The organism is Streptomyces sp. NPDC090025 (genome assembly GCF_044748125.1).
GTDB lineage: Bacteria > Actinomycetota > Actinomycetes > Streptomycetales > Streptomycetaceae > Streptomyces.
On the sequence record NZ_JBIVFL010000008.1, the window covers coordinates 72,169 to 95,475 of the forward strand.

General features: G+C 74.3%; 18 protein-coding genes. 11 read left to right on the plus strand and 7 right to left on the minus strand.

Annotation, left to right across the window (positions count from 1 at the left end; genetic code table 11):
• The first annotated feature begins 6 nt into the window (after positions 1-6).
• Entirely contained in the window at positions 7-1,023 is a 1,017-nt protein-coding gene (locus ACIPXM_RS19945) for a 2-dehydropantoate 2-reductase (RefSeq protein WP_401657079.1), read from the plus strand.
• Positions 1,024-1,105: 82 nt separating this feature from the next.
• Here ACIPXM_RS19945 and ACIPXM_RS19950 read toward each other — a convergent pair whose 3' ends face one another.
• Entirely contained in the window at positions 1,106-2,128 is a 1,023-nt protein-coding gene (locus ACIPXM_RS19950) for an NAD-dependent epimerase/dehydratase family protein (protein ID WP_401657081.1), read from the minus strand.
• A 177-nt stretch (positions 2,129-2,305) separates the two neighbouring features.
• Here ACIPXM_RS19950 and ACIPXM_RS19955 point away from each other — a divergent pair, with 177 nt between their 5' ends.
• Positions 2,306-2,920 carry a TetR/AcrR family transcriptional regulator gene (locus tag ACIPXM_RS19955; protein ID WP_401657083.1) on the plus strand — a complete coding sequence of 205 codons (615 nt, stop codon included), beginning with the start codon at positions 2,306-2,308 and terminating at the stop codon, positions 2,918-2,920.
• 65 nt (positions 2,921-2,985) lie between these two features.
• Here ACIPXM_RS19955 and ACIPXM_RS19960 read toward each other — a convergent pair whose 3' ends face one another.
• Positions 2,986-4,176 (minus strand): acyl-CoA dehydrogenase family protein, encoded by a 1,191-nt coding sequence (locus ACIPXM_RS19960; RefSeq protein WP_401657085.1) that lies wholly within the window; start codon positions 4,174-4,176, stop codon positions 2,986-2,988.
• A gap of 233 nt (positions 4,177-4,409) precedes the next feature.
• Here ACIPXM_RS19960 and ACIPXM_RS19965 point away from each other — a divergent pair, with 233 nt between their 5' ends.
• On the plus strand, positions 4,410-4,820 hold the full coding sequence (locus tag ACIPXM_RS19965) for a hypothetical protein (RefSeq protein WP_401657087.1): 411 nt from the start codon (positions 4,410-4,412) through the stop codon (positions 4,818-4,820).
• Positions 4,817-6,787, plus strand: coding sequence for an ATP-binding protein (locus ACIPXM_RS19970; RefSeq protein WP_401657089.1), 1,971 nt, complete (start codon positions 4,817-4,819; stop codon positions 6,785-6,787). Before ACIPXM_RS19965 ends, ACIPXM_RS19970 begins: the two co-directional genes overlap by 4 nt.
• A 94-nt stretch (positions 6,788-6,881) precedes the next feature.
• Here the strand turns inward: ACIPXM_RS19970 and ACIPXM_RS19975 are convergent, their stop codons facing one another.
• Positions 6,882-7,082 (minus strand): hypothetical protein, encoded by a 201-nt coding sequence (locus ACIPXM_RS19975; protein ID WP_401657091.1) that lies wholly within the window; start codon positions 7,080-7,082, stop codon positions 6,882-6,884.
• 177 nt (positions 7,083-7,259) lie between these two features.
• Here ACIPXM_RS19975 and ACIPXM_RS19980 point away from each other — a divergent pair, with 177 nt between their 5' ends.
• A complete protein-coding gene (locus ACIPXM_RS19980; RefSeq protein WP_401657093.1) occupies positions 7,260-8,228 on the plus strand; it encodes a siderophore-interacting protein in 969 nt (322 codons plus the stop codon).
• Positions 8,229-8,281: 53 nt separating this feature from the next.
• Here the strand turns inward: ACIPXM_RS19980 and ACIPXM_RS19985 are convergent, their stop codons facing one another.
• Positions 8,282-11,278, minus strand: coding sequence for a BTAD domain-containing putative transcriptional regulator (locus ACIPXM_RS19985; protein ID WP_401657095.1), 2,997 nt, complete (start codon positions 11,276-11,278; stop codon positions 8,282-8,284).
• 80 nt (positions 11,279-11,358) lie between these two features.
• Between ACIPXM_RS19985 and ACIPXM_RS19990 the strand changes: the two genes are divergently transcribed.
• Together ACIPXM_RS19990 and ACIPXM_RS19995 are read left to right on the plus strand one after the other, a co-directional pair.
• The gene (locus tag ACIPXM_RS19990; protein ID WP_401657097.1) at positions 11,359-13,512 is read left to right on the plus strand and encodes a SpoIIE family protein phosphatase; all 2,154 of its coding nucleotides are present in this window, start codon (positions 11,359-11,361) and stop codon (positions 13,510-13,512) included.
• A 33-nt stretch (positions 13,513-13,545) separates the two neighbouring features.
• Positions 13,546-14,562 carry a PHP domain-containing protein gene (locus ACIPXM_RS19995; protein WP_401657099.1) on the plus strand — a complete coding sequence of 339 codons (1,017 nt, stop codon included), beginning with the start codon at positions 13,546-13,548 and terminating at the stop codon, positions 14,560-14,562.
• Positions 14,563-14,879: 317 nt separating this feature from the next.
• On the opposite strand, the gene ACIPXM_RS20000 is transcribed toward ACIPXM_RS19995, so the two are convergent.
• Positions 14,880-16,271 (minus strand): NADP-dependent succinic semialdehyde dehydrogenase, encoded by a 1,392-nt coding sequence (locus ACIPXM_RS20000; protein ID WP_401657101.1) that lies wholly within the window; start codon positions 16,269-16,271, stop codon positions 14,880-14,882.
• Positions 16,272-16,395: 124 nt separating this feature from the next.
• Positions 16,396-17,046, minus strand: a complete 651-nt coding sequence (locus ACIPXM_RS20005) for a ThuA domain-containing protein (RefSeq protein WP_401657103.1) — start codon at positions 17,044-17,046, stop codon at positions 16,396-16,398.
• 181 nt (positions 17,047-17,227) lie between these two features.
• Here ACIPXM_RS20005 and ACIPXM_RS20010 point away from each other — a divergent pair, with 181 nt between their 5' ends.
• The gene (locus tag ACIPXM_RS20010) at positions 17,228-18,034 is read left to right on the plus strand and encodes a class II aldolase/adducin family protein (protein ID WP_401657105.1); all 807 of its coding nucleotides are present in this window, start codon (positions 17,228-17,230) and stop codon (positions 18,032-18,034) included.
• A gap of 13 nt (positions 18,035-18,047) precedes the next feature.
• On the opposite strand, the gene ACIPXM_RS20015 is transcribed toward ACIPXM_RS20010, so the two are convergent.
• A complete protein-coding gene (locus ACIPXM_RS20015; RefSeq protein WP_401657107.1) occupies positions 18,048-18,665 on the minus strand; it encodes a TetR/AcrR family transcriptional regulator in 618 nt (205 codons plus the stop codon).
• A 103-nt stretch (positions 18,666-18,768) separates the two neighbouring features.
• Between ACIPXM_RS20015 and ACIPXM_RS20020 the strand changes: the two genes are divergently transcribed.
• From ACIPXM_RS20020 to ACIPXM_RS20030, 3 genes are all read left to right on the plus strand, one after another.
• Positions 18,769-21,348 carry an FHA domain-containing protein gene (locus tag ACIPXM_RS20020; protein WP_401657108.1) on the plus strand — a complete coding sequence of 860 codons (2,580 nt, stop codon included), beginning with the start codon at positions 18,769-18,771 and terminating at the stop codon, positions 21,346-21,348.
• A 68-nt stretch (positions 21,349-21,416) separates the two neighbouring features.
• Positions 21,417-22,250, plus strand: a complete 834-nt coding sequence (locus tag ACIPXM_RS20025) for a hypothetical protein (protein WP_401657110.1) — start codon at positions 21,417-21,419, stop codon at positions 22,248-22,250.
• Between the two features lie 44 nt (positions 22,251-22,294).
• Complete coding sequence (locus tag ACIPXM_RS20030) at positions 22,295-23,239, plus strand: serine/threonine-protein kinase (RefSeq protein WP_401657111.1); 945 nt, start codon at positions 22,295-22,297, stop codon at positions 23,237-23,239.
• Positions 23,240-23,307: the final 68 nt, after the last annotated feature.

The window sequence follows — 23,307 nt, forward strand, 5'->3', positions numbered from 1 at the left end:
GCCCTCATGCCGCAGCCTCGGCCTCGCTTCGCCGTCCTCGGAGCCGGGAGCATCGGCTGCCATCTCGGCGGCGCCCTCGCCGCCGCCGGGTTCGAGGTGACGCTCATCGGGCGGCCCGCGGCGATGGCGACCCTGCGGGAACAGGGCCTCACCCTCACCCACTTCGCCCGGCCGCCGGTCCGTCTCGCGCCCGAGCGGCTGACGGTGGCGACCGACGCGTCGGCCGCGGCCGGGGCCGACTACGTCCTGGTCACCGTGAAGAGCGCGGCGACCGAGGCCGCCGGGCGTGAACTCGCCCCGCACCTGGGCCCCGAGGCCGTCGTGGTCAGCTTCCAGAACGGGCTGCGCAACGCGGCGGCGCTGCGCGCGGTGCTGCCGGGGCGGCGGGTGCTGGCCGGGATGGTCCCGTACAACGTGGTGCGTTCGGCGCCCGGCACCGTGCACCAGGGCATGCCGGGGGTGTTGATGACGGAGCCTGATCCGGCGCTGCACGCGGCGCTCGGCGCGGCGGATCTGGACGCCGAGGCCCGGCCCGACATGGCCGAGGTGCAGCACGCCAAACTGCTCCTGAACCTCAACAACGCGATCAACGCGCTGTCCGGGCTCCCGCTGCGCGAGCAGCTGGGGCAGCGGGCGTACCGCCGCTGTCTGGCGCTCTGCCAGCGGGAGGCGCTGGCCGTGTTCCGTGCGGCGGGCGTCGCACCGGCCCGCCTCGGCCCCACCGCGCCCGCCGTCACCCCGTACCTGCTCGGACTGCCCGACGCGCTCTTCCGCCGGGTCGCGGCGGCCACCCTGCGGATCGACGCCGCCGCCCGCTCCTCGATGTGGGAGGACCTGCGCGACGGCCGCCCCACCGAGATCGACTCGCTCCAGGGCGAGATCGTGGCCCTGGCCGCCGAGCACGGGATACAGGTGCCGGTGAACGAGCGGCTGATCGAGCTGGTCCGCCGGGCGGAGCGGGAGCGGCCCGCGCGCGCCGTACCGGGTCCCGAGCTGTACGGGGAGCTGCGGGCGGCCCGCTGAGGGCACGCGCGCGTGGGCTCGACTTCCGCCTTCAGGGGACGGCGGTCCGTCGGTGCCTGGCGCGCCCGTCGGGGGCGGCGGGTCAGCCCACGGCGCCGTGCGCGATCAGCGAATTGGCACAGTCCAGGACCGTCTCGCGGGCCGGGCGCGGCTCCCAGCCGAGCAGCGTGCGGGCCTTCTCGGTGGTGTGGCGGTTGCGGCGGCCGAGGGCCGGGGTGATCTCGCGCAGCGAGGGGTCCTTGAAGCGGGCCACCAGGCGGACGGCGAAGTCCGGGATCTGCCGGGTGGAGACACGTCGGCCGCGTTCGCCGAGGCCGTCGCGCAGGGTGCGGGCCATGTCCGCCATCCACAGGAACTCCCCCGTGGCGAGGAAGCGCTGCCCGGCGGCGGCCGGTGCGGTCATCGCCCGGATGTGGACGTCGACGAGGTCGCGTACGTCCACGACCTCCAGGCCGATGCGCGGGACGCCGCGCATCTCGCCGGTGATCATGCGGGCGACGATCCCGACCGAGCCGAGGGTGTCGGCGGTCAGGACGGGCCCGAAGACCGCGCCGGGCAGGACCGTGGTCAGTTCGGTGGGCCCGTCGTGGTCCGCCATGAAGTCCCAGGCGGCGCGCTCGGCGAGGGTCTTCGAGCGGCGGTACGGGATGAGGGTGGGGTCGTCGGGGTCGGTCCACAGGGTCTCGTCGGTGACGCCTTCAGTGGCGTACGAGGAGGGGCTGGCCGCGTTGGCGGCCGAGGTCATCACCACGCGGCGCACGTTCGCCCCGGTCGCGGCGCGCAGCACGCGCAGGGCGCCGTCCCGGGCCGGGCCGATGAGGGCCTGTGGGTCGTCGGACGCGGCACCGAGCGGGGACGCGACGTGCAGGACGTGGTCGACGCCTTTCATCGCCAGGTCCCAGCCGTCGTCCGCCGTGAGGTCGGCGACGGCGAAGCTCAGCCGCCCGGCCGGGTCGACCTCGGTCGAGACGGCGTCGAGGACGGCCTTCTCCCGCTGCGGGGAGCGGACGGTGGTGCGCACGTCGTAGCCGCGGCGCAGCAGTTCGGTGATGCACCAGCCGCCGATGTAGCCGGTGCCCCCGGTGACCAGAACGAGCTCGGCCATGACGTGTCCTCCACGGGTCGGGGTGGCTGTGCCAGAATGAAACGGAGGGGCCTCCGCGACACTTCCCCAACGTAACGGAGGGCCCTCCGCTTAACAAGTCGACACGATCCGCACGACCCGCACGACGCGACCCGCCCGCCTCGCCGCCGCCGCCGACCCGATGGGACATCCCCGCCCATGACCCCGCCCCCCACGGACCCCACCGCAGACCCCACCGCCGATCCGCCCGCGAACCCCCCGGCGAAGCCGACCCGCAAGGACGCCGTCGACAACCGCGAGCGCATCCTTGCCGCCGCCCGCGAGGCGCTCGCCGCGTCGGGCTCCGCGTCACTGACGGCGATAGCCCGGTCGGCCCAGGTGGGCATCGGCACCCTCTACCGGCACTTCCCGACCCGGGAAGCGCTGGTCATGGAGCTGTACCGGCACGACATCCAGCGGCTGATCGACCGCGCCCCCGCGCTCCTCGCCGAGCACCCGCCGCTGGACGCCCTGCGGCTGTGGTTCGAGGAGGTCGCGCACTACGGCCGGCTCAAGTTCGGGGTCGCCGAGGTGATCCACGCGGCGACCGCCGGCGGACTCGACGACGAGCACTACCGCCCCTTCGTCGCCGCCATCGCCCTGCTCCTCGCGGCGGGCGCCGCGGACGGCAGCCTCAAGCCGGATCTCGACCCCGAGGACGTGCTCCTCCAGCTCGGCGTCCTGTGGCGGATCGACCCGGCCCACGGCGGCGAACAGCGCGCGGCCCGGATCCTGACCCTGATCGTGGACGGCCTGCGGGCCGCACGGGGCTAGCCGACGCGGGCCCGCCGCAGCGGTCGGCGGACCCGTACACGCGTATGCCTGTACACCCGTACAGGTCAGCGGCGGACGCGGGGCATGCCCAGGCCGATCCACGAGATGATCTCGCGCTGGATCTCGTTGTTGCCGCCGCCGAAGGTGAAGATGACGGCCGAGCGGTAGCCGCGCTCCAGCTCGCCGTGCAGCACGGCTCCCGCCGAGCCCTCCTTGAGGGCGCCCGCCGCGCCGGTGATCTCCATCAGCCAGGCGTAGGCGTCGCGGCGGGCCTCGGAGCCGTACACCTTGACGGCGGAGGCGTCCTGCGGGGTGAGGGTGCCCTGCTGCACGGCGTTGACCATCTGCCAGTTGAGCAGCTTCATGGCGTCGAGCCGGGTGTGGGTACGGGCCAGCGTGCGGCGGACCCAGGGGAGGTCGAGGACCCTGCGACCGTCGGCGAGCTTGGTGTCGGCGGCCCAGCGCTGCACGTCGTGCAGGGCACGGATGGCCATGGTGCCGTGCGCGGCGAGGGTGACCCGCTCGTGGTTGAGCTGGTTGGTGATGAGCCGCCAGCCCTTGTTCTCGGCACCGACCCGGCGCGAGCAGGGCACCCGGATGTCCTCGTAGTAGCTGGCGGTGGTGTCGTGCGAGGCGAGGGTGTTGATCAGGGTGCAGGAGTAGCCGGGGTCGCTGGTCGGCACCAGGAGCATGGTGATGCCCTTGTGCGGCGGCGCGGCCGGGTCGGTGCGGACCGCGAGCCAGACCCAGTCGGCGGTGTCGCCGTTGGTGGTCCAGATCTTCTGCCCGTTGACCACGTAGTGCCCAGTGGTCTCGTCGCCCTCGCGCACCGCGCGGGTCTTCAGGGCGGCGAGGTCGGTGCCCGCGTCGGGTTCGCTGTAGCCGATCGCGAAGTCGATCTCGCCGGAGAGGATCTTCGGCAGGAAGAAGTCCTTCTGCTCGTCGGTGCCGAACTGCATGATCGTCGGCCCGACGGTGTTCAGCGCCATCAGCGGCAGCGGGACGCCCGCCTGGGCCGCCTCGTCGAAGAAGATGAACTGCTCCATCGGGGTGAGACCGCGCCCGCCGTACTCGGTGGGCCAGCCGACGCCCAGCCAGCCGTCCGTGCCGAGCCGCCGCACGGTCTCCCGGTAGAAGCGCTTCTGCGCGGCCGGGTCCGCGTAGCGGGCGTGGACGTCCTCGGGGACCAGCTCCGCGAAGTAGGCACGCAGCTCGGCGCGCAGGCGGTGCTGGGCGGGCGTGTACTCGAGATGCATGGCGTCTCCCGTGACTGAGTGCTCCGCGCGGTGCGGCGCCACGGTAGAACGTGTTCCATAAATGCGGAAGGCCCTTGCGCGGGCCGGGCGCGGTCACCCCTGCGTTTTCGCGCCAATGTGCGGGCGGGAGGTTCGGCGCCCGAAGGTTCTCGGTACACAGAAGTCAGCCGCCGCACCGATGGGCAGTCGCCTTCCGGTGCGTCACACGCGCCGACACGACTACGGGGGTATCCGTGTCCGAGATCGAGATCTTGTTGGGTCAGACCGTCCCGGCGATCAGCGCGGCGGTGAGCGCCTACGGCGCCGCCGTGCTGACCCGGGCCGAGGACGAGGCCGCCGGTGCCACCGTGCGCCTCGGGCAGCGTCTGCTCGAACGGCTGCGCCGCAGCGGCCCGGATCGTCCGGCGCTGGAGGCGGCGGTGACGGACCTGGCGGAGGCGGGCGACGACGAGGACGCCGTGGCCGCCCTGCGCCTGCGGATCCGGCGGGCGCTGCGGGACTCCCCCGAGCTGCGCGCGGAGCTGGCGGCCCTGCTGCCCGCGCCGGGGGCGGAGGCCGCCGGTGCGCGCACCGTGACCGTGGGCGGGGACGTGACGGGCATCGTCTCCACCGGGGACGGCGCGACGAACATCGTGGGCCGATGAGCACCGCCGGGACCCCGCCGGAGGACCGGGCCGGGCGGCCGGGCGCGGTGGGCGCGGTGGGCGCGGACGCCTCCGTGCCGGGCGCCCGCAAGGCCGTGGTGGAGGTCAACCACGGCATCGTCAACCAGGGCGACAACACCGTCAACCTGGTCTTCCAGGAGGGCGGATACGCCCAGGTCCCCAGTCTCACGACGCTTCCCGCGTACCGGCCCGAGCTGCTTCCGGCGCCCGCCGACGTCCGGCTGTTCGGCCGCCGGGCACTGGTGGAGACCGTCGTCTCCCAGCTGACCGAGGGCAGGAGCGTCCAGCTGTACGGGGACGAGGGCGTCGGCCGGAGCGCGATCGCGGACGCCGTGCACCAGCGCCTGCGCGCCCGCGGGACGCGGGGTCATGTGCTGCGCCCGCGCACCGGGGAGAACGCGACCCTGGCGACCCTGTACGAGCGGCTGGCGGCCGTCTTCTTCGGCCACCGCTTCCTGCGCGAGGTCGACGAGGCCGAACTCCGCCAGGCCGTCGCCACCGTGCGCGACGCGCACATCACCGTCATCGACTGCGCGCTGGCCGAGGCCGACCTGCGCCGCCTGGCGCAGACCTTCTCCGGTTGCACCTTCCTGTTCACCTCGCCGTACCGGACGCTGCCCGACCCGGCGGCCGCCCACCACGTGCAGCCGCTGTCCGAGGCCGCCGCGATCGAGCTGCTGAATGCCGAACTGGGCCTGGAACTGGGCCCGGAGGGTCTGCGGAACCTCCAGTTCGACCTCGCGTACGGCATGTCGGAAGGACGACCGCAGCGGCTGCTGCTCTACGCCCGCTTCATCAAGGCATCGGACGACTGGCGTGACCGGGTCGACCGGGGGCCGCACGACCGGCCACCCGCCTTCGACCCGGCCGAGCTGAGTCCCCGGCACCAGGCGGCGGCGCTGGCGGTCGCCCTGAGCGAACCGGCCCGGCGGGTCCTGGTGGCGCTGGCCACGTTCGGGACTCCGCTCGCCCCGGTGTGGTTCGCGCCGGTCACCGGACACCCCGGCGACGCGGGCAGCGAGCGGGAGCTGCTCGACCGCAGGCTGGTCGTCGCCGTCGGCGACGGCTACGCGATCACCCGGGACGCGGCGGTCGCGGTGCGGGACCTGGGCTGGGATCCGGCCCCGCCCGCCATCGCGGCGGAGGGGCTGCAGGCCGCGTTCGCCCGGCGCGAGACCCTGCCGGGCCGACCGGACCCGCATCTGCTGCTGATCGTCGCGCGAGGGCTGAACGCCGGCCGGCAGTGGGCGCTGACCTCACGCTTCGTGCGGGTCGCCGTGCCCGCCGCGCTCACCGCAGGGTCCCCTTCGGTCGCCCTGGAGCTCTACGGTCTCGGCCGGTTCGCCGCCCTGCACGGCGGCCTCGGCAAGGACCACGCCTACTACGTCAGGGCCGAGGAGCAGACCCGGAACCTCCTGCAGGGCGACAAGGCGGCCGTGGCCGCGGCCCTGGTCGTCCTGTCGCCGACGGTCACCACCACGGTCACGGCGACCGGCGGCAAGGTCACCGGCGCCTTCGGGAAACTCGCCGCGACCCTCACCACCAAGGCCGGCATCACCGCCGCCGCCGTCACGGTGGTCGCCGCGACCACGGTGACCGTCGTGGTCGCCACGAGTGACAGCAAGCCCGCGGGCTGTTCCGAGGCGGTCGCCGCGAACATCACGCTCACCGCCAGAGACGTGCGGACACCGCAGGACCTCGCCGCCGCGTACCGTCAGCTGGCCGACGGCATGAGCAGCGCCGCCGGGAAGGCCGACGACGCCGCGGTGCTGTCCGTACTGCGGCAACAGGCCGTCACGTTCAACGGGAAGGCCGACACCAAGGCGGCGGAGACCCCTCCGGGCAACATGCATCCCGATGTCACGGCCGCCCTGCAGAACGCCGAGAAGCTGCGCGGCGGGATCGAGAACCTGCAGGCCCTGAGCCCGGTCTGCCCGCTGGACTGAGCGCGGGTGCCCGGCCCCGGGGGCGTCGAAGGGGCACATCGAAGCGGCGGGCGGCCGTTCGGGGACCGGACGCGCCCGCCGTGCGCCCCGGCGGTCAGGGCAGCAGTTCGTCCAGGGAGGCACGCCCCTTCTCCGCCATGCGGCGCTCCGCCCAGGCCAGGTTCTTCGGCGTCACGTCACGGCCCGAGGCGAGGACCAGGTCCTCGGCCGTGAAGTTGCCCTCCGAGCCCGCGTGCAACAGCCTGTCGGGCGTCGGGAGGTCCCCCCGGGATGTCTTTCCGGTGTCACCGTTCATGCCGCCTCCTCCGATGTGCGGGTGGCACTCGCCATTCTCGTGTCCGGCCCGGCCGCCCGCATGTCGGTGGCGCGCCGGTGTCGTGTCGGTGCCGTGTCGACGGCGGCCGGGAGGGTGGGGCGCGAGCCGCCGCCGTCCGGGCCTGGCGGCCGCCCGAACGAACAGGAGCCCACCCGCATGGCGACCGACCCCCACCCGACGAACCCGGCCGAGCCCCACCCGATGCCGATGGAGCCGACCGGCCCGCCCCGTCCGACGGATCCGAACGGTCCGGGTGCCCCGGCGCCGTCCGCCGCCTTCCCGCTGCGCCGGGTGCGGGTCACCGCCGTCCGGCCGGTCACCCCGCGCATGATCCGGGTGACCCTCGGCGACCCGTCCCTGTGCGGCGTGCCGCTCGCCGGACCCGACACCCAGGTGAAGCTGTACTTCCCGCGCCCGGGGCAGGACGAGCCCGAGCTGCCCGCGCCGGACCGGAACGGGGACGTGATGCGCTGGTACGCGGCGTACGGGGCGATCCCTGAGGCGCGCCGCCCGTGGATGCGCGGCTACACGATCCGGGCGCACGATCCGGTCGCCGGGACCGTGGACATCGACTTCTTCCTGCACGGTACGGGCGAGGGCGCCGACGAGGGCCCGGCCACCCGGTGGGCGCGCCGTGCCCGGGCCGGGGACGTGCTGGGCATGTTCGGTCCCTCTGCGCTGTTCGCCGCCCCGGTGGATCCGGCCGCCGGGGACTGGGCGCTGCTGGTCGCGGACGGCTGCGCGCTCCCGGCGCTCGCCACCGTCGTCGCCGCGCTGCCGCCCGGCCGCCGCGCGGTCGCCTTCGTCCAGGTCCCGGACCCGGCCGACCGCCAGCCGCTGCCGACAGCCGGTGAGTTGACGGTGCACTGGCTGTACGGGGAGGACTCCCTGGTCGCGGCGGTACGGGCGGCCGCCGCGCTGCCGACGGGTGCGCCGTACGCGTGGCTCGCCGGGGAGGCGGGCACGGTACGGGCGGTGCGCCGCCATCTCGTCGCCGAGCGGGGCGTCGACCGGCGCGCGATCGACTTCACGGGCTACTGGCGCCGCCGCCTCACCCAGGACGACGCCCCGACCCCGGAGGACCTGGCGGAGGCCAGCGAACGCCTCGCCCTGCGGGACGCGTAGCCGCCAGGCCAGGGCCGAAGCTCACCGGGCGGCCGTAGCCATGGGGGCCGCGCTCAGTCCCGTACCAGCGCCGCCGCCTCAAGGAGCGAGAGGGCGCGCCCCTCCTCGTACCGTGCCGCGAACTCCGCCGGGGGCAGCGCGGCCCGCACCGCGCGTTCGGCGGACTCGCGGACGGCGGCCTCGGTGCGGGCGGTGAGCGGGCGGATGCCCGCGCCGGTGGGCGTGGCACGGTGGGTGTCGTACGCGGCGAGCAGCCGGGCGGCCCGGTCGGCGGCGCCGAGCGAGGCGTGCGCCCAGGCGGCGGTGGCGAACTGGGTGACGATCAGATAGGGCGCGGCGGCGGCCTCGGCGGTGCGCCCGGCCCGCTCGAAGGTCTCGCCGCGCGCCGCGAGCGCCTCCGCGATGCCCCAGGAGTCCCCGGCGGCCTCGAAGCCCGCAAGGGCCCGGCGGGCGTCGTCCGCCCGGCCGCCGAGCAGTTTGGCGCGAAGCAGCAGCGCGAAGGCGAGGTCCCAGCCGTCGCCGTGCGCGCGGGCGGCGTCGGCCAGTGCGCCGAGGGCCGCGTCGAGGCTGTCGAACCGGCCGGTCATCAGCTGGGCGAAGAACCACATGACGCCGGGGTGGCGGCAGGTCTGCGGGAGGCCCGGGCGGTAGGCGGCGATGACGGCGTCGAGCCTGGCGCGGACGGCCGCCTGATCGAGGGCGTCGGAGCCGCCGCCGCTCTCGGTGGCGACGGCGAGCAGTCGCCCGCCGCGCCGAGCCTCCCACAGCCGCTCCCCCGACCACGGCGGCGGTACGTCGCCGCAGCGGCCCTGGAAGGGTTCGGCGGGCCGCACGGGCGGCGCGAACGGGTCGGGGCCGAGCGCGATCGCCTCGCGGACCCAGGTCCGGGCGTCGTACTGGTGGTTGCGGAGCTGCCAGTACCAGCTCATGGCGTGCACCAGGCACAGCGCCTCCTGCTCCGCGCCGAGCCGTACGGCGGTGCGCAGGGCGCCCCGGATGTTGTCGTGCTCGGTCTCCAGGCGGAGCATCGCGGCGGCCTGGCGCGGACCGCGCAGTTCGGGGTCGGCGAGCCTCGCGAGTTCGCGGTAGTGGACGAGGTGGCGGTGTTCGGCGGCGGCGCGGTCGCCCGCCTCGTCGAGGCGTTCGGCGGCGTACTCGGCAACGGTCTCCAGGAGCCGGTAGCGCATCGCGCCGCTCTCGGCCGGGGTGGCGACGACAAGGGAGCGGTCGACGAGCGCGCCGACGGCGTCCAGGACGTCGGCGACCGGCACCTCTCGGTCCGCGCCCTCGTCGTCCGGGCCCCGGCCGGGGTCGGCGCAGACCGCCTCGGCCGCCGCCAGGTCGCAGCCGCCCCGGAACACCGCGAGCCGCCGCAGCACCGCCCGCTCCCCCTCGGCGAGCAGCTCCCAGGACCAGTCGACGACCGCGCGCAGCGTCTGCTGGCGTGGCAGAACGGTCCGCGAGCCCGAGGTGAGCAGCCGAAAGCGGTCGTCGAGGCGGTCGGCGATCTGACGCGGGGTGAGCATCCGCAGCCGGGCGGCGGCCAGTTCGACGGCCAGCGGCAGACCGTCGAGACGGCGGACGATCTCGGCGGCGGCCGCCGGATCGTCCGCCACCCGGAACCCGGGACGCACGGCCGCGCCGCGCTCGCCGAACAGCCGTATCGCCGCGTCCCGGCCCAGCGGGTCCACCGGCCACAGCCGCTCCCCCGGCACACCGAGCGGCTCACGGCTGGTGGCAAGCACGGTCACGCCGGGACAGCGGGCGACCAGGGCGGCCGTCAGTGCGGCCGCCGCCCCGATCAGATGCTCACAGTTGTCGAGGAGCAGCAGCATGGGGCGGCGGGCGCAGTGCTCGACGAGCGCGGTGAGCGGGTCGCGGGGGCCTGATTCGGGGAGCGTGGAGCCGCCCCAGACCTGGGTGTCGCCGGAGGTGACGGCGGCGAGCACGGCGGCGGGGACGTCCGACTCCTCGCGTACGGAGGCGAGTTCGACGACCCTGACGTCGCCGTCACGCGCCGCCGCGGCCTGGAGCGCGAGGCGGGTCTTGCCGACGCCGCCGGGGCCGGTCAGGGTGATCAGGCGCGCCGTGCCCAACGCGCCTGCCAGAGCGTCGAGTTCCTCGTCACGGCCGAGGAACGAGGTCGGTGGCAGCGGGACCGGCCTGCGGGCGGCGATGGGCTGCGGCGCGTCGCCGGTCAGCAACTCCCCGTACAGCTGCTTCAGTTCGGGTCCGGGTACGGTGCCGAGCCGGTCGGCGAGGGCGCGCCGCACGCTCTCGTACGCGGCCAGCGCCTCGGCCGGGCGTCCGGCGGCGCGCAGGGCGCGGAGGCGGAGGGCGTGCAGGGATTCGTCGAGGGGGTGCTCGGCGGTGAGGGCGGCGAGCGGCACGAGGGTGTCCTGGGCGCGGCCGAGGTCGAGGTCGGTGGCGAGCCGGTCGCGGCGGGCCCGGTCGCGGCGCCGCTCGGCCCGGACGGCGAGCGGGTCGTCGGTGTGTCCCGGCAGGTCGGCGAGGGCGGGGCCGCGCCACAGGCCGAGGGCTTCGTCGAGCAGGTCGGCGGCGCGCCCCGGGTGTCCGGCGTCGAGTTCCCGTACGGCCGCGTCGGCCAGCCGCTCGAAGCGGAACAGGTCGATGCCGGCGGGTTCGACGACGAGCCGGTAGCCGCCGGGGCCCGAGTCGACGGCGGCCCGGCCGATGGCCCGGCGCAGCCGTCCGACCAGGGCCTGGAGCGCGGCCAGCCGGTCGTCGTCGGTGTCGTCGGCCCAGACCTGGGCGATCAGCGCGTCCGGCTGGACGGCCCGCCCGCCGGCCGCCGCGAGGGCGGTGAGCAGCGCGCGCAGCCGGGTGCCGCTGAGGGCGACGGGGCTGCCGTCGGCACCGAGGGCCTGCGCGGGGCCGAGCACGCGGTAGCGCGGCGGCGCGGCCGGGACGCCCGCCCGGGCGGCCGAGTCGGCATCGGCATCGGCGGTCGAGCGGATGTCGGCGTCGGCGATCGGGCGGACGTCCCCGGGCTTCGCGGGCTGGGGGGTGGCGGGGCGGGGCGGCTGCACCGGCCCATTCTGCCGAATCCGTCCGCGTGGCGGCGTCCGCGCCATGGCGTGCGCGGGGTGCCGGTTCGACAATGGGGGGGATGACCGACGACGAGCGGACCGCGCGCGGCGGCGAGATCGGGCCGACCGAGCGCCTCGCCATGAACCGCACCGGCAGTTTCGACTGGGATCTCGACACGGGCACCATCGATGTCGACGACGCGGGACTGCTGGTCTTCGGTGTTGCCCCGGGGGCGTTCGACGGGCGCCCGGCGACGCTGGTGCGCGGGCTCAGTCCGGTCGAGCGGGAGCGCCTGGAGCGGGTGATCCGGGACGCGATCACCGGCGGGCGCTCCTCGTACACCGCGCACGTCCGGCTCGACCGGCCGGACGGTACACCCCAATGGACGCATGTGCAGGCCAGGATCCTGCGCCGGGGCGGCGGGATGGCGCACCGGATCGTGGGGATCGTGCGGGACGCGACGGCCGAGGTGACCCATTCGGCGTTCGTGCTCGATCTGGAGAAGCGCCGCGAGGTGCAGACGACGATCGTGGAGCGGACCACGCACGCGCTGTCGCGGGCGGTGACCGTGGACGACGTGACGGCGTCGCTGACCGGTCCCGGCGGGCTCGCCCGGCTCGGCGCGGAGGGTCTGGCGCTCGGGCTGGTGGAGCACGGTTCGCTGAGTCTGATCGCGCTGAGCGGCGAGTCGATGGACGGTCTCGACGACTTCAGGACCCGGCGCCTCGACCGGGGTCTGCCGCTCGCGGAGGTCGTGCTCAGCGGACGGCCGCGGTTCGTGCCGTCGTTCCCGACGCTCGCGCAGGACTTCCCCGAACTGGCGCCGTACGTGGCCCGGATGCCGTTCCGTTCGGCCTGCTACCTGCCGCTGGTGGCGCAGGCCCGGTCACTGGGCGGAATGGCGCTGTTCTACCGGCGGCGCAGCAATTTCAACGCCGACGAACGCAATCTGCTGCTCGGTCTCGCCGCGATCGTCGCGCAGTCCCTCCAGCGCGCCATCCTGTTCGACGAGGAGCGGGAACTGGCCACCGGGCTGCAGGCGACGATGCTGCCGCGCCGGATCCCGGAGATCACCGGCGGCGAGATCGCGGTGCGCTACCACGCGGCGTGGAGCGGACGGCAGGTCGGCGGCGACTGGTACGACGTGATCCCGCTGCCGCGCGGCCGGGTCGGCGTCGTGGTGGGCGACGTCCAGGGCCATGACACCCACGCGGCGGCGATCATGGGCCAGCTGCGGATCGCGCTGCGGGCGTACGCGGGCGAGGGCCACGCCCCGTCGACGGTGCTCGCCCGGGCCTCCCGGTTTCTCGCCGAGCTCGACACCAACCGCTTCGCGACCTGCACGTACGCCCAGGTCGACCTCACGGGTGGGACGGTGCGCGGGGTACGGGCGGGGCACCTGGGGCCACTGATCCGGCACACCGACGGGCGGGTGGGCCGGCCGAAACTGCGCGGCGGGCTGCCGCTCGGCCTCGCGACGGTCTTCGGGGACGAGGAGTTCCCGGAGACCCGGCTCGACCTGGTGCCGGGTGAGACGCTGGTGCTGTGCACGGACGGTCTGGTGGAGCAGCCCGGCACGGACATCGAGGCGGGGCTCGCGGCGCTCGCCGAGGCGGTGAGCAGCGGGCCGCCGCAGGCGGAGGCGCTGGCCGACCATCTCTCCGAACGCCTGTGGGAGCGCTGGGGTTCGGGCGACGACGTGGCGCTGCTGGTGCTGCGGCGCAGCCCGGACCCGGGGACGCCGAAGGCGCCGCGGATCCACCAGTACATCCACCAGGCCGATCCCCAGGGCCTGTCGGACGCGCGGGCCGCCGTCGGGCAGGCCCTCGTCGACTGGGGCATGCCCGAACTCGCCGACGACGCCGAGCTGTTGACCGGCGAACTGCTGGTCAACGTGCTCCTGCACACCGAGGGCGGCGCGGTCCTCACCCTGGAGGTGCTGCCTGAACCGGTGCGGCGGGTACGGCTCTCGGTGCAGGACCGTTCGAGCGCCTGGCCGCGCCGCCGCACCCCTGGCGAGGCGGCGACCTCGGGGCGCGGACTGCTCCTGATGGACGCGATCGCGGTGCGGTGGGGCGTGGAGCCGCGCGGCGAGGGCAAGGCGGTGTGGTGCGAGATCGGGCCGGGACCGGCGGGACCGGCGTTCGGCACGCCGGAGCAGGGGGCGGGGTCCGGGGCGTCGAGTTCCGGTACGGGGTCGGGCGCTGGTACGGGGTCGGGCGCGGGCGTCTAGGGCGGCTGCGGCGGGCGAGAGGTGGTGCGGACGATGGACCCGGTGGCGGCGCTGGAACGGATCGCCTTCCTGCTGGAGCGTTCACTGGCCCCGGCGTATCGGGTACGCGCCTTCCGCACGGCCTCGGCCGCGGTCACCGCGCTCGGGCCTGAGGAGGTGGCCCGGCGGGCCGCCACCGGAACCCTGGAGGCGGTGAAGGGCATCGGCCCGAAAACCGCGGCCGTGGTGCGCGAAGCCCTCGAAGGGCGGGTCCCGGAGTATCTGGAGCGCCTGGAGCGGGAGATCCCGATGCCCGAGGTGCAGGGCGGTGAGGAACTGCGGGCCGCGCTGCGCGGCGACTGCCACCTTCACTCGGACTGGTCCGACGGCGGCAGCACGATCGAGGACATGGGCCGCACGGCGGCCCGGATCGGCCATGAGTGGGCGGTGCTCACCGATCACTCGCCGAGCCTCAAGGTCGCGCGCGGTCTGTCGCCCGACCGGCTGCGGGAGCAACTCGACGTGGTGGCGCGGCTGAACGAGGAATGGGCGCCGTTCCGGCTGCTCACCGGGATCGAGTGCGACATCCTGGAGGACGGCTCGCTCGACCAGGAGCCCGAACTGCTCGACCGACTGGACCTGGTGGTCGGCTCGGTGCACTCCAAGCTGCGGATGGACGCCCGGTCGATGACCCGCCGGATGGAGCGCGCGGTCCGCAACCCCCTGATGGACGTCCTCGGGCACTGCACCGGGCGGCTGGTGGCCGGTGGGCGGCTGCGCCCGGAGTCCGAGTTCGACGCGGAACGGGTCTTCGCGGCCTGCGCGGAGTCCGGCACGGCGGTGGAGATCAACAGCCGCCCCGAGCGCCAGGACCCGCCCCGGCGGCTGCTCCGGCTCGCGGTGGCGGCGGGTGTGCACTTCGCGGTGGACACGGACGCGCACGCGCCGGGGCAGTTGGAGTGGCAGATCCTGGGCTGCGCGCGGGCGGAGGAGTGCGGGGTGGCGGCGGAGCGGGTGATCAACACGTGGTCGGCGGAACGGCTGCTGTCATGGACGCGCGGGGAGGAGTAGGGGCCGTGGAGTAGGGCCGGTGGAGTACGGGCGGTCGCGTGGGTTCGGATCCAACATCCTGGATCCAACATCCGAAGTCCTGGATCCGAAGTCCTGGATCCGAAATACCGGATACCGGCTCCGAAATAGTGGATCCGCGCTGCCGGATACCGAATCTTGGATCCGACGTATCGGATCCAACGCACTGGATCCAGGATCTCGGATCCGACGCATTGGATCCGCAGTCTCGGATCCAAGATCCGGTATCCAATACCTCGGATCCAGGATTTCGGATCCGAGGTATTGGATCTTGGATCCACCCGCCGGGCCAGGCCCGCTCAAGCCCGCTGCCACACCGTCGTCACGTTGCAGAACTCCCGGATCCCGTGGCCGGACAGCTCTCGGCCGTAGCCGGAGCGCTTGATCCCGCCGAACGGCAGTGCCGGGTGCGACGCGGTCATGCCGTTGACGAAGACACCGCCCGCCTCCAGGTCCCGTACGAAGAAGGCGACGTCCTCGTCCTTCCGGGTCCAGACGTTGGAGCTCAGGCCGAACGGTGAGTCGTTGGCGACGGCCACCGCCTCCTCGATGTCGGCGACCGGGTAGAGGGTCGCGACCGGGCCGAAGGTCTCCTCGTGGTGGACGCGCATGGCCGGGGTGATGCCGGTGAGCACGGTGGGGCGGTAGAACCAGCCGCGCGGCTGGTCGGCGGGGCGGCCGCCGCCGCACAGGACGGTGGCGCCCGCCGCCACGGCGTCGTCGACGAGGGCTTCGAGGTCCGCGCGGCCCTGTTCGGTGGCGAGCGGGCCGACGTCGGTGTCGTCGTCGAGGGGGTCGCCGACGGAGAGGGCGTTCATGGCGGCGGTGAAGCGTTCGGCGAAGTCGTCGTAGACGTCCCGGTGGACGATGAAGCGCTTTGCGGCGATGCAGGACTGCCCGTTGTTCTGTACGCGGGCGGTGACGGCGGTCTTGACGGCGCCGGGCAGGTCGGCCGAGGGCATGACGATGTAGGCGTCGCTGCCGCCGAGTTCGAGGACGGTCTTCTTGACCTCGTCGCCCGCGATCGCGGCGACGGAACGGCCCGCCGGTTCGCTGCCGGTGAGGGTCGCGGCGACGACCCGGGGGTCGCGCAGCACTCCCTCCACGGCGCCGGAACCGATGAGCAGGGTCTGGAAGCAGCCCTCGGGGAATCCGCCGCGGCGGAACAGCTCGCCGAGGTAGAGGGCGGTCTGCGGCACGTTGGAGGCGTGCTTGAGCAGGCCGGTGTTCCCGGCCATCAGGGCGGGGGCGGCGAAGCGGATCACCTGCCAGAGCGGGAAGTTCCACGGCATCACGGCGAGCACCGGGCCGAGCGGCCGGTAGTGGACCCGGGCGAGGTCGGCGCCCGCGTCGCGGACGTCGTCCTCGGCCGGGTGCTCGTCGGCGAGCAGCGCCTCGGCGTGCTCCGCGTACCAGCGCATGGCCTTGGCGCATTTGGCGGCCTCCGCTCGGGCGGCCACGATCGGTTTGCCCATCTCGACCGTCATGGTGCGGGCGATGTCCTCGGTGTCCTCGTCGAGGAGGGCGGCCGCCGCCCGCATCAGCCGGGCGCGCTCGGCGAACGAGGTGGTGCGGTACTGCCGGAACGTCTCGTGCGCCGCGTCGAGGCGGCGCTCGACCTCGGCGGGGCCGTGCGCCTCGTAGGTCCGCAGCGTCTCGCCGGTCGCCGGGTTCACGGTGGCGATGCCCATGTCGTCTCCTCCTGGCCTGGCACCCCCGCGCGACTCCCCAGGGTCAACCTTTCGCGGCCCGGCACGGCCCGCAAATCGGGACGCGGTCCGGCGTCGCCGTGCGGCGGAGCCCGGCGCCGGTGGGTCAGCGGCCGGTGACCCAGTGCAGAGCGCCCGCCAGATGGGCGCGGAAGCCGGGGTCCGTGTACGCCTCCGGGGTGTGCCCGAGCGCGGTGAACAGGAACCGCCCGTGGCGGCCCGGCACGGCCTCCCGGCACCAGACGAGGGGGCGGGCGTCGCTGTCGGCGGGCACGGCGAGGACCTGGACGCCGGTGGGCCGGGGGTCGCGGGTGTACGTGTACCACTCGTCGGTCCACTCCCAGCGCTTCGGCAGCGGGGCGGTGGCGGGGTGGCCGGGGTCGAGGATCCGTACGGTGCCGGGCCCGAGCGGCGGGTGACCGGCGAAGCGGGTGCCGAGGAGTTCGCCGTAGTACGGCCAGTCGGGCTCGGCGTTGGCGGCGGCGTGCGCGGCGAGCAGTCCGCCGCCGCCCCGCAGATACGCCTCCAGGGCGGTCCGCGCCGGGTCGGTGAGGACGGTACCGGTGGTCGACAGCAGCACCACGGCGGCGCAGCGCGCGAGCCGGTCGGGAGTGAGGGCGGCGGGGTCCTCGGTGACCTCGGCGGTGCCCCCGGCGCCGGCGGCGAGCTCGACGAGGGCGGCGGCGCCCGCCGGTATGGAGTCGTGGCGGTAGCCCGCGGTGCGGCTGTAGACGAGGACGTGGGTGTCGGTGGGCACGACAAACCCTCCCAGCAAGCGCTTTCCATCCGGCCGCGCCGACGCTAGCGACAGCCCACCACCGTCCGCAAGCCCCGCCGGAAACCCAAGACGCACAGACCCCCTGGGCGAAACGGATACAGCGATGTATCTTCTGGCGGGCGCGCACAGCCTACCCGTCGGTATACATCCGGAGGTTTCCATGAGCCCGTTGCCGCCCGCCCTCGCCGCCGCCGTGGGGCCGTTGCCGGAGGGGGTCACGCTGCCGTTGCCCCCGGTGTTCGAGTCGGTCGCGGCGGAGCGGCAGTACCGCAAGGAGCAACTGGCCGCCGGATTCCGGATCTTCGGGCGGTTCGGGTTCTCGGAGGGGGTCGCCGGGCACATCACGGTGCGGGATCCGGAGGATCTGGACACCTTCTGGGTCAATCCGTTCGGGATGGCGTTCGGGCAGATCCGGGCGTCGGATCTGATCCGGGTCGACCACGAGGGGCGGGTGCTCGACGGGCGGCGGCCGGTGAACCGGGCGGCGTTCGTGATCCACGCCCAGGTGCACGCTGCCCGGCCGGACGCGATCGCCGCCGCGCACGCGCATTCGCTGCACGGAAAGGCGTTCTCCAGTCTGGGCGTTCCGCTGGATCCGATCACCCAGGACGCCTGCGCGTTCTTCGAGGACCACGGGATCTACGACGACTACCGGGGCCTCGTGAACGAGACCGACGAGGGGGAACGGGTCGCCAAGGCGCTCGGCGCGTACAAGGCGGTGATCCTGAAGAACCACGGGCTGCTCACGGTCGGGCAGACGGTCGCGGAGGCGGTCTGGTGGTTCGTGACGATGGAACGCTCCTGCCAGGCGCAGCTGTTGGCGATGGCGGCGGGCACCCCGCAGCTGATCGACCGGGAGACCGCGCTGCTCACCCGCTCGCAGGTGGGGACGCCGCTCGCGGGCTGGTTCCAGGCCAGGCCGCTGTGGGACCAGATCACGGCCTCGGACCCGGGGCTCTTCGACTGACGGGCTGCGGCGGTCAGTCGGTCCCGGCGGGCCGGGTGACGGCCTGCAGGAGGGGCGCCAGGAAGTCGCGTTCGAGGGTGCCGGGCGGCAGTTCGGCCGGTTCGACATAGCTCTGGGCCTGCGCGCCCTCGCGCAGGGCGACCACGAGCCGGGCGAACCGGTCGGCGTCCACGGTGAGTTCACGCCCGGTCCGGCGCACCACGAGCTCCAGGCCGCGGGCGAGTTCGGCGCGCAGCCGGGCGTCGTGCCGGGCGAGCACCCAGGCGGCCTGCGGGTCGCGGATGGCGTGCAGGGTGAACTCCATGCTGACCAGGTACCAGTCGCGTTCCTCCGGCTCGACCCGGGCGGCGAGTCCGGCGAGCCCCGCCAGGGTGTAGTCCTCGGGCGCGAGGGCGTCGATCCGTTCGGCGAGGCGGCGGACGATCCGCTCGCCGTGCTCGTCGAAGAGGGCCAGGAAGAGTTCTTCCTTGCTGGCGAAGTTGGAGTAGTAGGCGCCGCGCGTGAAGCCCGCGCGCTCGCAGATCTGCTCGATCGAGGCGGCGTGGAAGCCGTGCTCGGCGAAGGTGGCGAGGGCCGCTTCGAGCAGCGCCGCGCGGGTACGGGGCCGGCGCGTGGTGACACCTCTGGGCACGGGTGGTTCCTCCTTCGCGGGCGCCTCGGCGGGGTGGGCGGCGGACCACGATACCGGCGCTCCCTCGCGGGCGGGGAGCGGCCCACGACGTTAAGATTCAGCCATGGGAGAGCGGCCCGTCGCGCCCGTCGCACCCGTGCTGGTCCTGGAGATCGACGGGGACGCGACCACCCTTGACCCGGGCCGCGTCTATCACATCGGACGCGACCCCAGCAGCGACTTCGTGCTCGCGGACGCCCGGGCGTCGTGGCACCACGCCTTGTTGCGCCCGGTCGCCGACCACTGGTCCCTGGAGGACGAGGGCAGCACCAACGGCACCTTCGCTGACACCAGGCGGATCATGGTGAGCGAGGTGGGTGCGGGCACCGTCGTCCGCTTCGGGCACCCCGACGACGGACCGAGAGCGGTGCTCTCGCCCGGCCCCGCCCCGGCCCCGACGGCGGTCGTCCCGCCCCCCGTACCGCCCGCGCCCGCACCCCTGCCGCCCGCGCCGCTCCCGCCGCCGCCACCCGCACCCGTACACCCGGAACCCGCACCCGCACCCGCACGGCCAGAACCCGCCCCCGCTCCCCCGCCCCGACCCGCCTCCGTCTCGCATCCGGCCCTCACCGGCACCTTCCGGCGGCCCACGGCGGTCCGGCCGCTGCCGGTGCACAGTGTCCGGATCGGGCGCGATCACGACAACGACCTGGTCGTGGACGATCTGACGGTGTCCCGTCGGCACGCGGAGCTGCGGGCGGCGCCGGACGGCACGTACTGGATCCATGACCTCGCGAGTCACAACGGCACCTTCCTCAACGGGCGCCCCGTCGACGAGGCCCGGGTCACCGAGGACGACATCGTCGGCATCGGGCACAGCGCGTTCTGCCTGCTCGGCGGGCGGCTGGTCGAGTTCACCGACACCGGCGAGGTCTCGCTCGACGTGCAGGGACTGGCCGTCACCGTCGACCACGGGCGCAAGACGCTGCTCGACGGGGTGTCCTTCCCGGTCGGCCAGCGCACCCTGCTCGCCGTGGTGGGCCCGTCCGGCGCCGGCAAGTCGACCCTGCTCGGCGCGCTCACCGGACAGCGTCCCGCCGACCGCGGCACCGTCCTCTACGACGGCCGCGACCTCTACCGCGACTACGCCGAACTGCGCCGCCGGATCGGTCTCGTCCCGCAGGACGACATCCTGCACCTCCAGCTCACCGTGCGCCGGGCACTCGGCTACGCGGCCGAACTCCGCTTCCCCGAGGACACCGACCCCGCCGAGCGGCACGCGCGCGTGGACGAGGTGATCGGCGAACTCGGCCTCCAGGAACGGGCCGGGCAGCCCATCCACAGCCTCTCCGGCGGGCAGCGCAAGCGGGTGAGCGTGGCCCTGGAGCTGCTCACCAAGCCCTCGCTTCTCTTCCTCGACGAGCCGACCTCCGGGCTCGACCCGGGCATGGACCGCTCCGTGATGCACATGCTGCGCGGGCTCGCGGACGACGGCCGCACGGTCGTCGTGGTCACCCACAGCGTGCTCAGCCTCGACGTGTGCGACCGGCTGCTCGTCCTCGCCCCCGGCGGCCGGGTCGCCTACTACGGGCCGCCCGCCGACACCCTGGAGTTCTTCGGGTACACCCAGTGGCCGGAGGCGTTCGAGGCGTTCGAGAACGACCGGGACCGTGACTGGGCGGGGCAGTTCCGGGCCTCACGCTTCCAGTACCGGTACGTCGACGAACCGTCCGTACGACCGGACTCCGGACGACCGGATCCCGCACGACCCGATTCCGCACGGCCCGATTCCGTACGCCCGGCTCCCGTACGGCCGGATCAGGACGCGGTCCCCGGCCAGGCGGCACACCAGCCCCTCCCCGGCACCGCCCCCGCGCCGCCGCCCAAGGCGCAGAGCTGGTGGTCGCAGCTGCGCACCCTGGTGCGGCGCTACGCGGCCGCGCTCTCGGCCGACCGGACCTTCCTGGTCATCATGGTGGCGCTGCCGTTCGTGATGGGCGCGATGGCCCGGGCGCTCTCGGAGGGCAGGCTCAACCCCGAGTCGACCCTGAACGTGCTGCTCATCCTGTGTGTCGGCGGGGTCCTGACCGGCGCGGCGAACGCGGTGCGCGAGCTGGTGAAGGAGCGCACGATCTACCGCAGGGAGCGGGCGGTGGGCCTGTCCCGTTCCGCGTACCTGATGTCCAAGGTGGTCGTGCTCGGTCTGATCACCGTCGTGCAGGCGGTGGTGCTGACGCTCGTGGCCCTCATCGGGGTCCCGTTGAACGTGCCCGGTGGCTCGGGCGTCCTGCTGCCGCCGCTGGTGGAGCTCACGCTCGCGGTGGCGCTGCTCGCGTTCACCGCGATGATGCTCGGCCTGTTCGTCTCCGCCCTGGTGCGCAAGGAGGAGGTGACGATGCCGCTGCTCGTCCTCCTCGCGATCGTCCAGGTGGTGTTCTGCGGGGCGCTGCTCAATGTGCGCGGGACGCCGGTCCTGGAGCAGCTGGCCTGGCTGGTGCCGTCGCGGTGGGCGTTCGCCGCGATGGGCGCGACGATCGACATCGGGGCGACCGTGCCGGGCGAGAAGACGGCCGATCCGCTGATGCGGCACACGGTCGGCGCGTGGGTCTTCGACATGGGCATGCTGGTGGTGCTCTGTGTCGTCCTCGGTCTTGTCGTGGCCCGGCTGCTGCGCCGCCACGAGCCCGTCGTCATGCGGAGGTAGATGTCGTGGTGTCCCCACACGGTGTGCCCGAGTACGGCGCGCGTCCCCCGGCGTCGGAGGCCGGCCGGATGTCCGGTTCCGTGCCGCCGCCACCCGTCCCCGCGTACGGCTCGAACGCCGGTGACGGTACGGGTGCCCGTGGTGCCGGTTCCGGCGCGCCCGCGGGTGCCGGTGCCGGTGCGGAGTCCTACGGGTACGGGGCGGGGTTCGGCTCCGGTCAGCTGCCGGACTTCCGGCCCACGCATGTGGTGCCGCGCGACGGGCTGCCCACCTGGGAGTCGCCCGACCCGGCCCGGCCCGCGCAGCCGCTCGACGCGTTCCTGCCGGTACGGCTGACCGACCGGGTCGGCGACTGGGGCCAGGTGCTGTGCTCCAACGGCTGGACCGCCTGGGTGGACGCCAGGCTGCTCGTCTCCGTACCCGACGATCCGCCCGCCGCCCATGGCGCGACGGCGGGTACCGCCGATCCGCGTCCGCTGATCGCCCGCGCCGAGGAGGCGCTCGCCCGCTACCGGGTGGCCGCCGAGGACCTGGCGACCGGGCGCACGGACGGCGCGGGGTTCCGGCGGCTCACCCGGGGGCTGCGGGTCGGGATGGTCGTCGACGGCGAGTCCGTCTGGCTGTACGACGTCGACCAGGCGCGCTGGGTGTTCTGCGACGGCACCACGCTGAGCACCTACGCCGCCTCGGCGGCGCCGTCCGCCGCACCCGCCGGGCCCGCCGCCCCGGGTGGCTACCCGTCGGGCGGGCGCTCCGGCGGGGCCCCGGGCGATCCCGTGTCCTGGCCGCAGGTGGCGGCGTTCGCCGGGACGCCCGACGGGCCCGCCCCGACACCCACGCAGGTCGCCCCCCACTCGTTCCGGGGGCGCGGGCCCGACGCCGACGGGTTCCGTGAGCGCTGATGGGCACGCCGTGGGGGTCGTCGTTCACCGGGGCGGGCACGGGCATGGCCGAGACGCGGGTGGCCGGCTACGTCATCGAGGCCGAGATCGGCCACGGCGGCATGGCGGTCGTCTACCGCGCCCACGACCTGAAGCTCGGCCGTACGGTGGCGCTGAAGCTGCTCGACCCGGCGCTGGCCCGGAGCGACACCTTCCGGCAGCGGTTCGTCCACGAACAGCACGTCGCGGCGGCCATCGACCATCCGCACATCGTGCCGGTGTTCGAGGCGGGCGAGTGGGAGGGCACGCTCTTCATCGCGATGCGGTGGGTGCCCGGGCGGGATCTCCAGGCCGTGCTCAACCGGAACGGGCCGCTCGATCCGGCCACGGCAGCCCGGATCATCCTCCAAGTGGCGTCCGCGCTCGACGCCGCGCACGCGCACGGTCTGGTGCACCGGGATGTGAAGCCCGGCAACATCCTGGTCGCCGAGGGCATCGACCGCGACCATCCGGAGCACGTGTACCTGACGGACTTCGGCATCACGAAGAAGGCGCTGTCGCAGACCGGGCTGACCTCGTACGGCCATATCGTCGGCACCCATGACTACATGGCGCCCGAGCAGATCAAGGGCGAGCCGGTCGACCACCGGTGCGACATCTACAGCCTCGGCTGCGTGGCCTTCGCGACGCTGACCGGCAGCCCGTTGTTCCGCCGCGACAGCGACGACGCTCTGCTCGACGCCCACAAGGAGGATCCGCCGCCGTCCCTGGCCGAGCTGCGCGAGGGTCTGCCGGAGGCCGCCGACGCGGTGCTCGCACGGGCGCTGGCCAAGCTCCCCCAGGACCGCTACGACAGCTGCCTGGACTTCGCCACGGACTTCCAGGCCGCCCTGACGGCCCACCACGCCCCCGCCCCCACGCCGCAACCAGCGCCGCCGGTGCCGGCGCCGCCACCACCGTCCACGGAGCCGCCCGCGTGGGCACGCCCGGTGTTTCACCGTGCCTTCTGAGGCGCGCGGTTCCGGGCGGGCCTGCTGACGCCGCTCGGGCACGAGGGGACCGGCACCCGGAGTCCGGG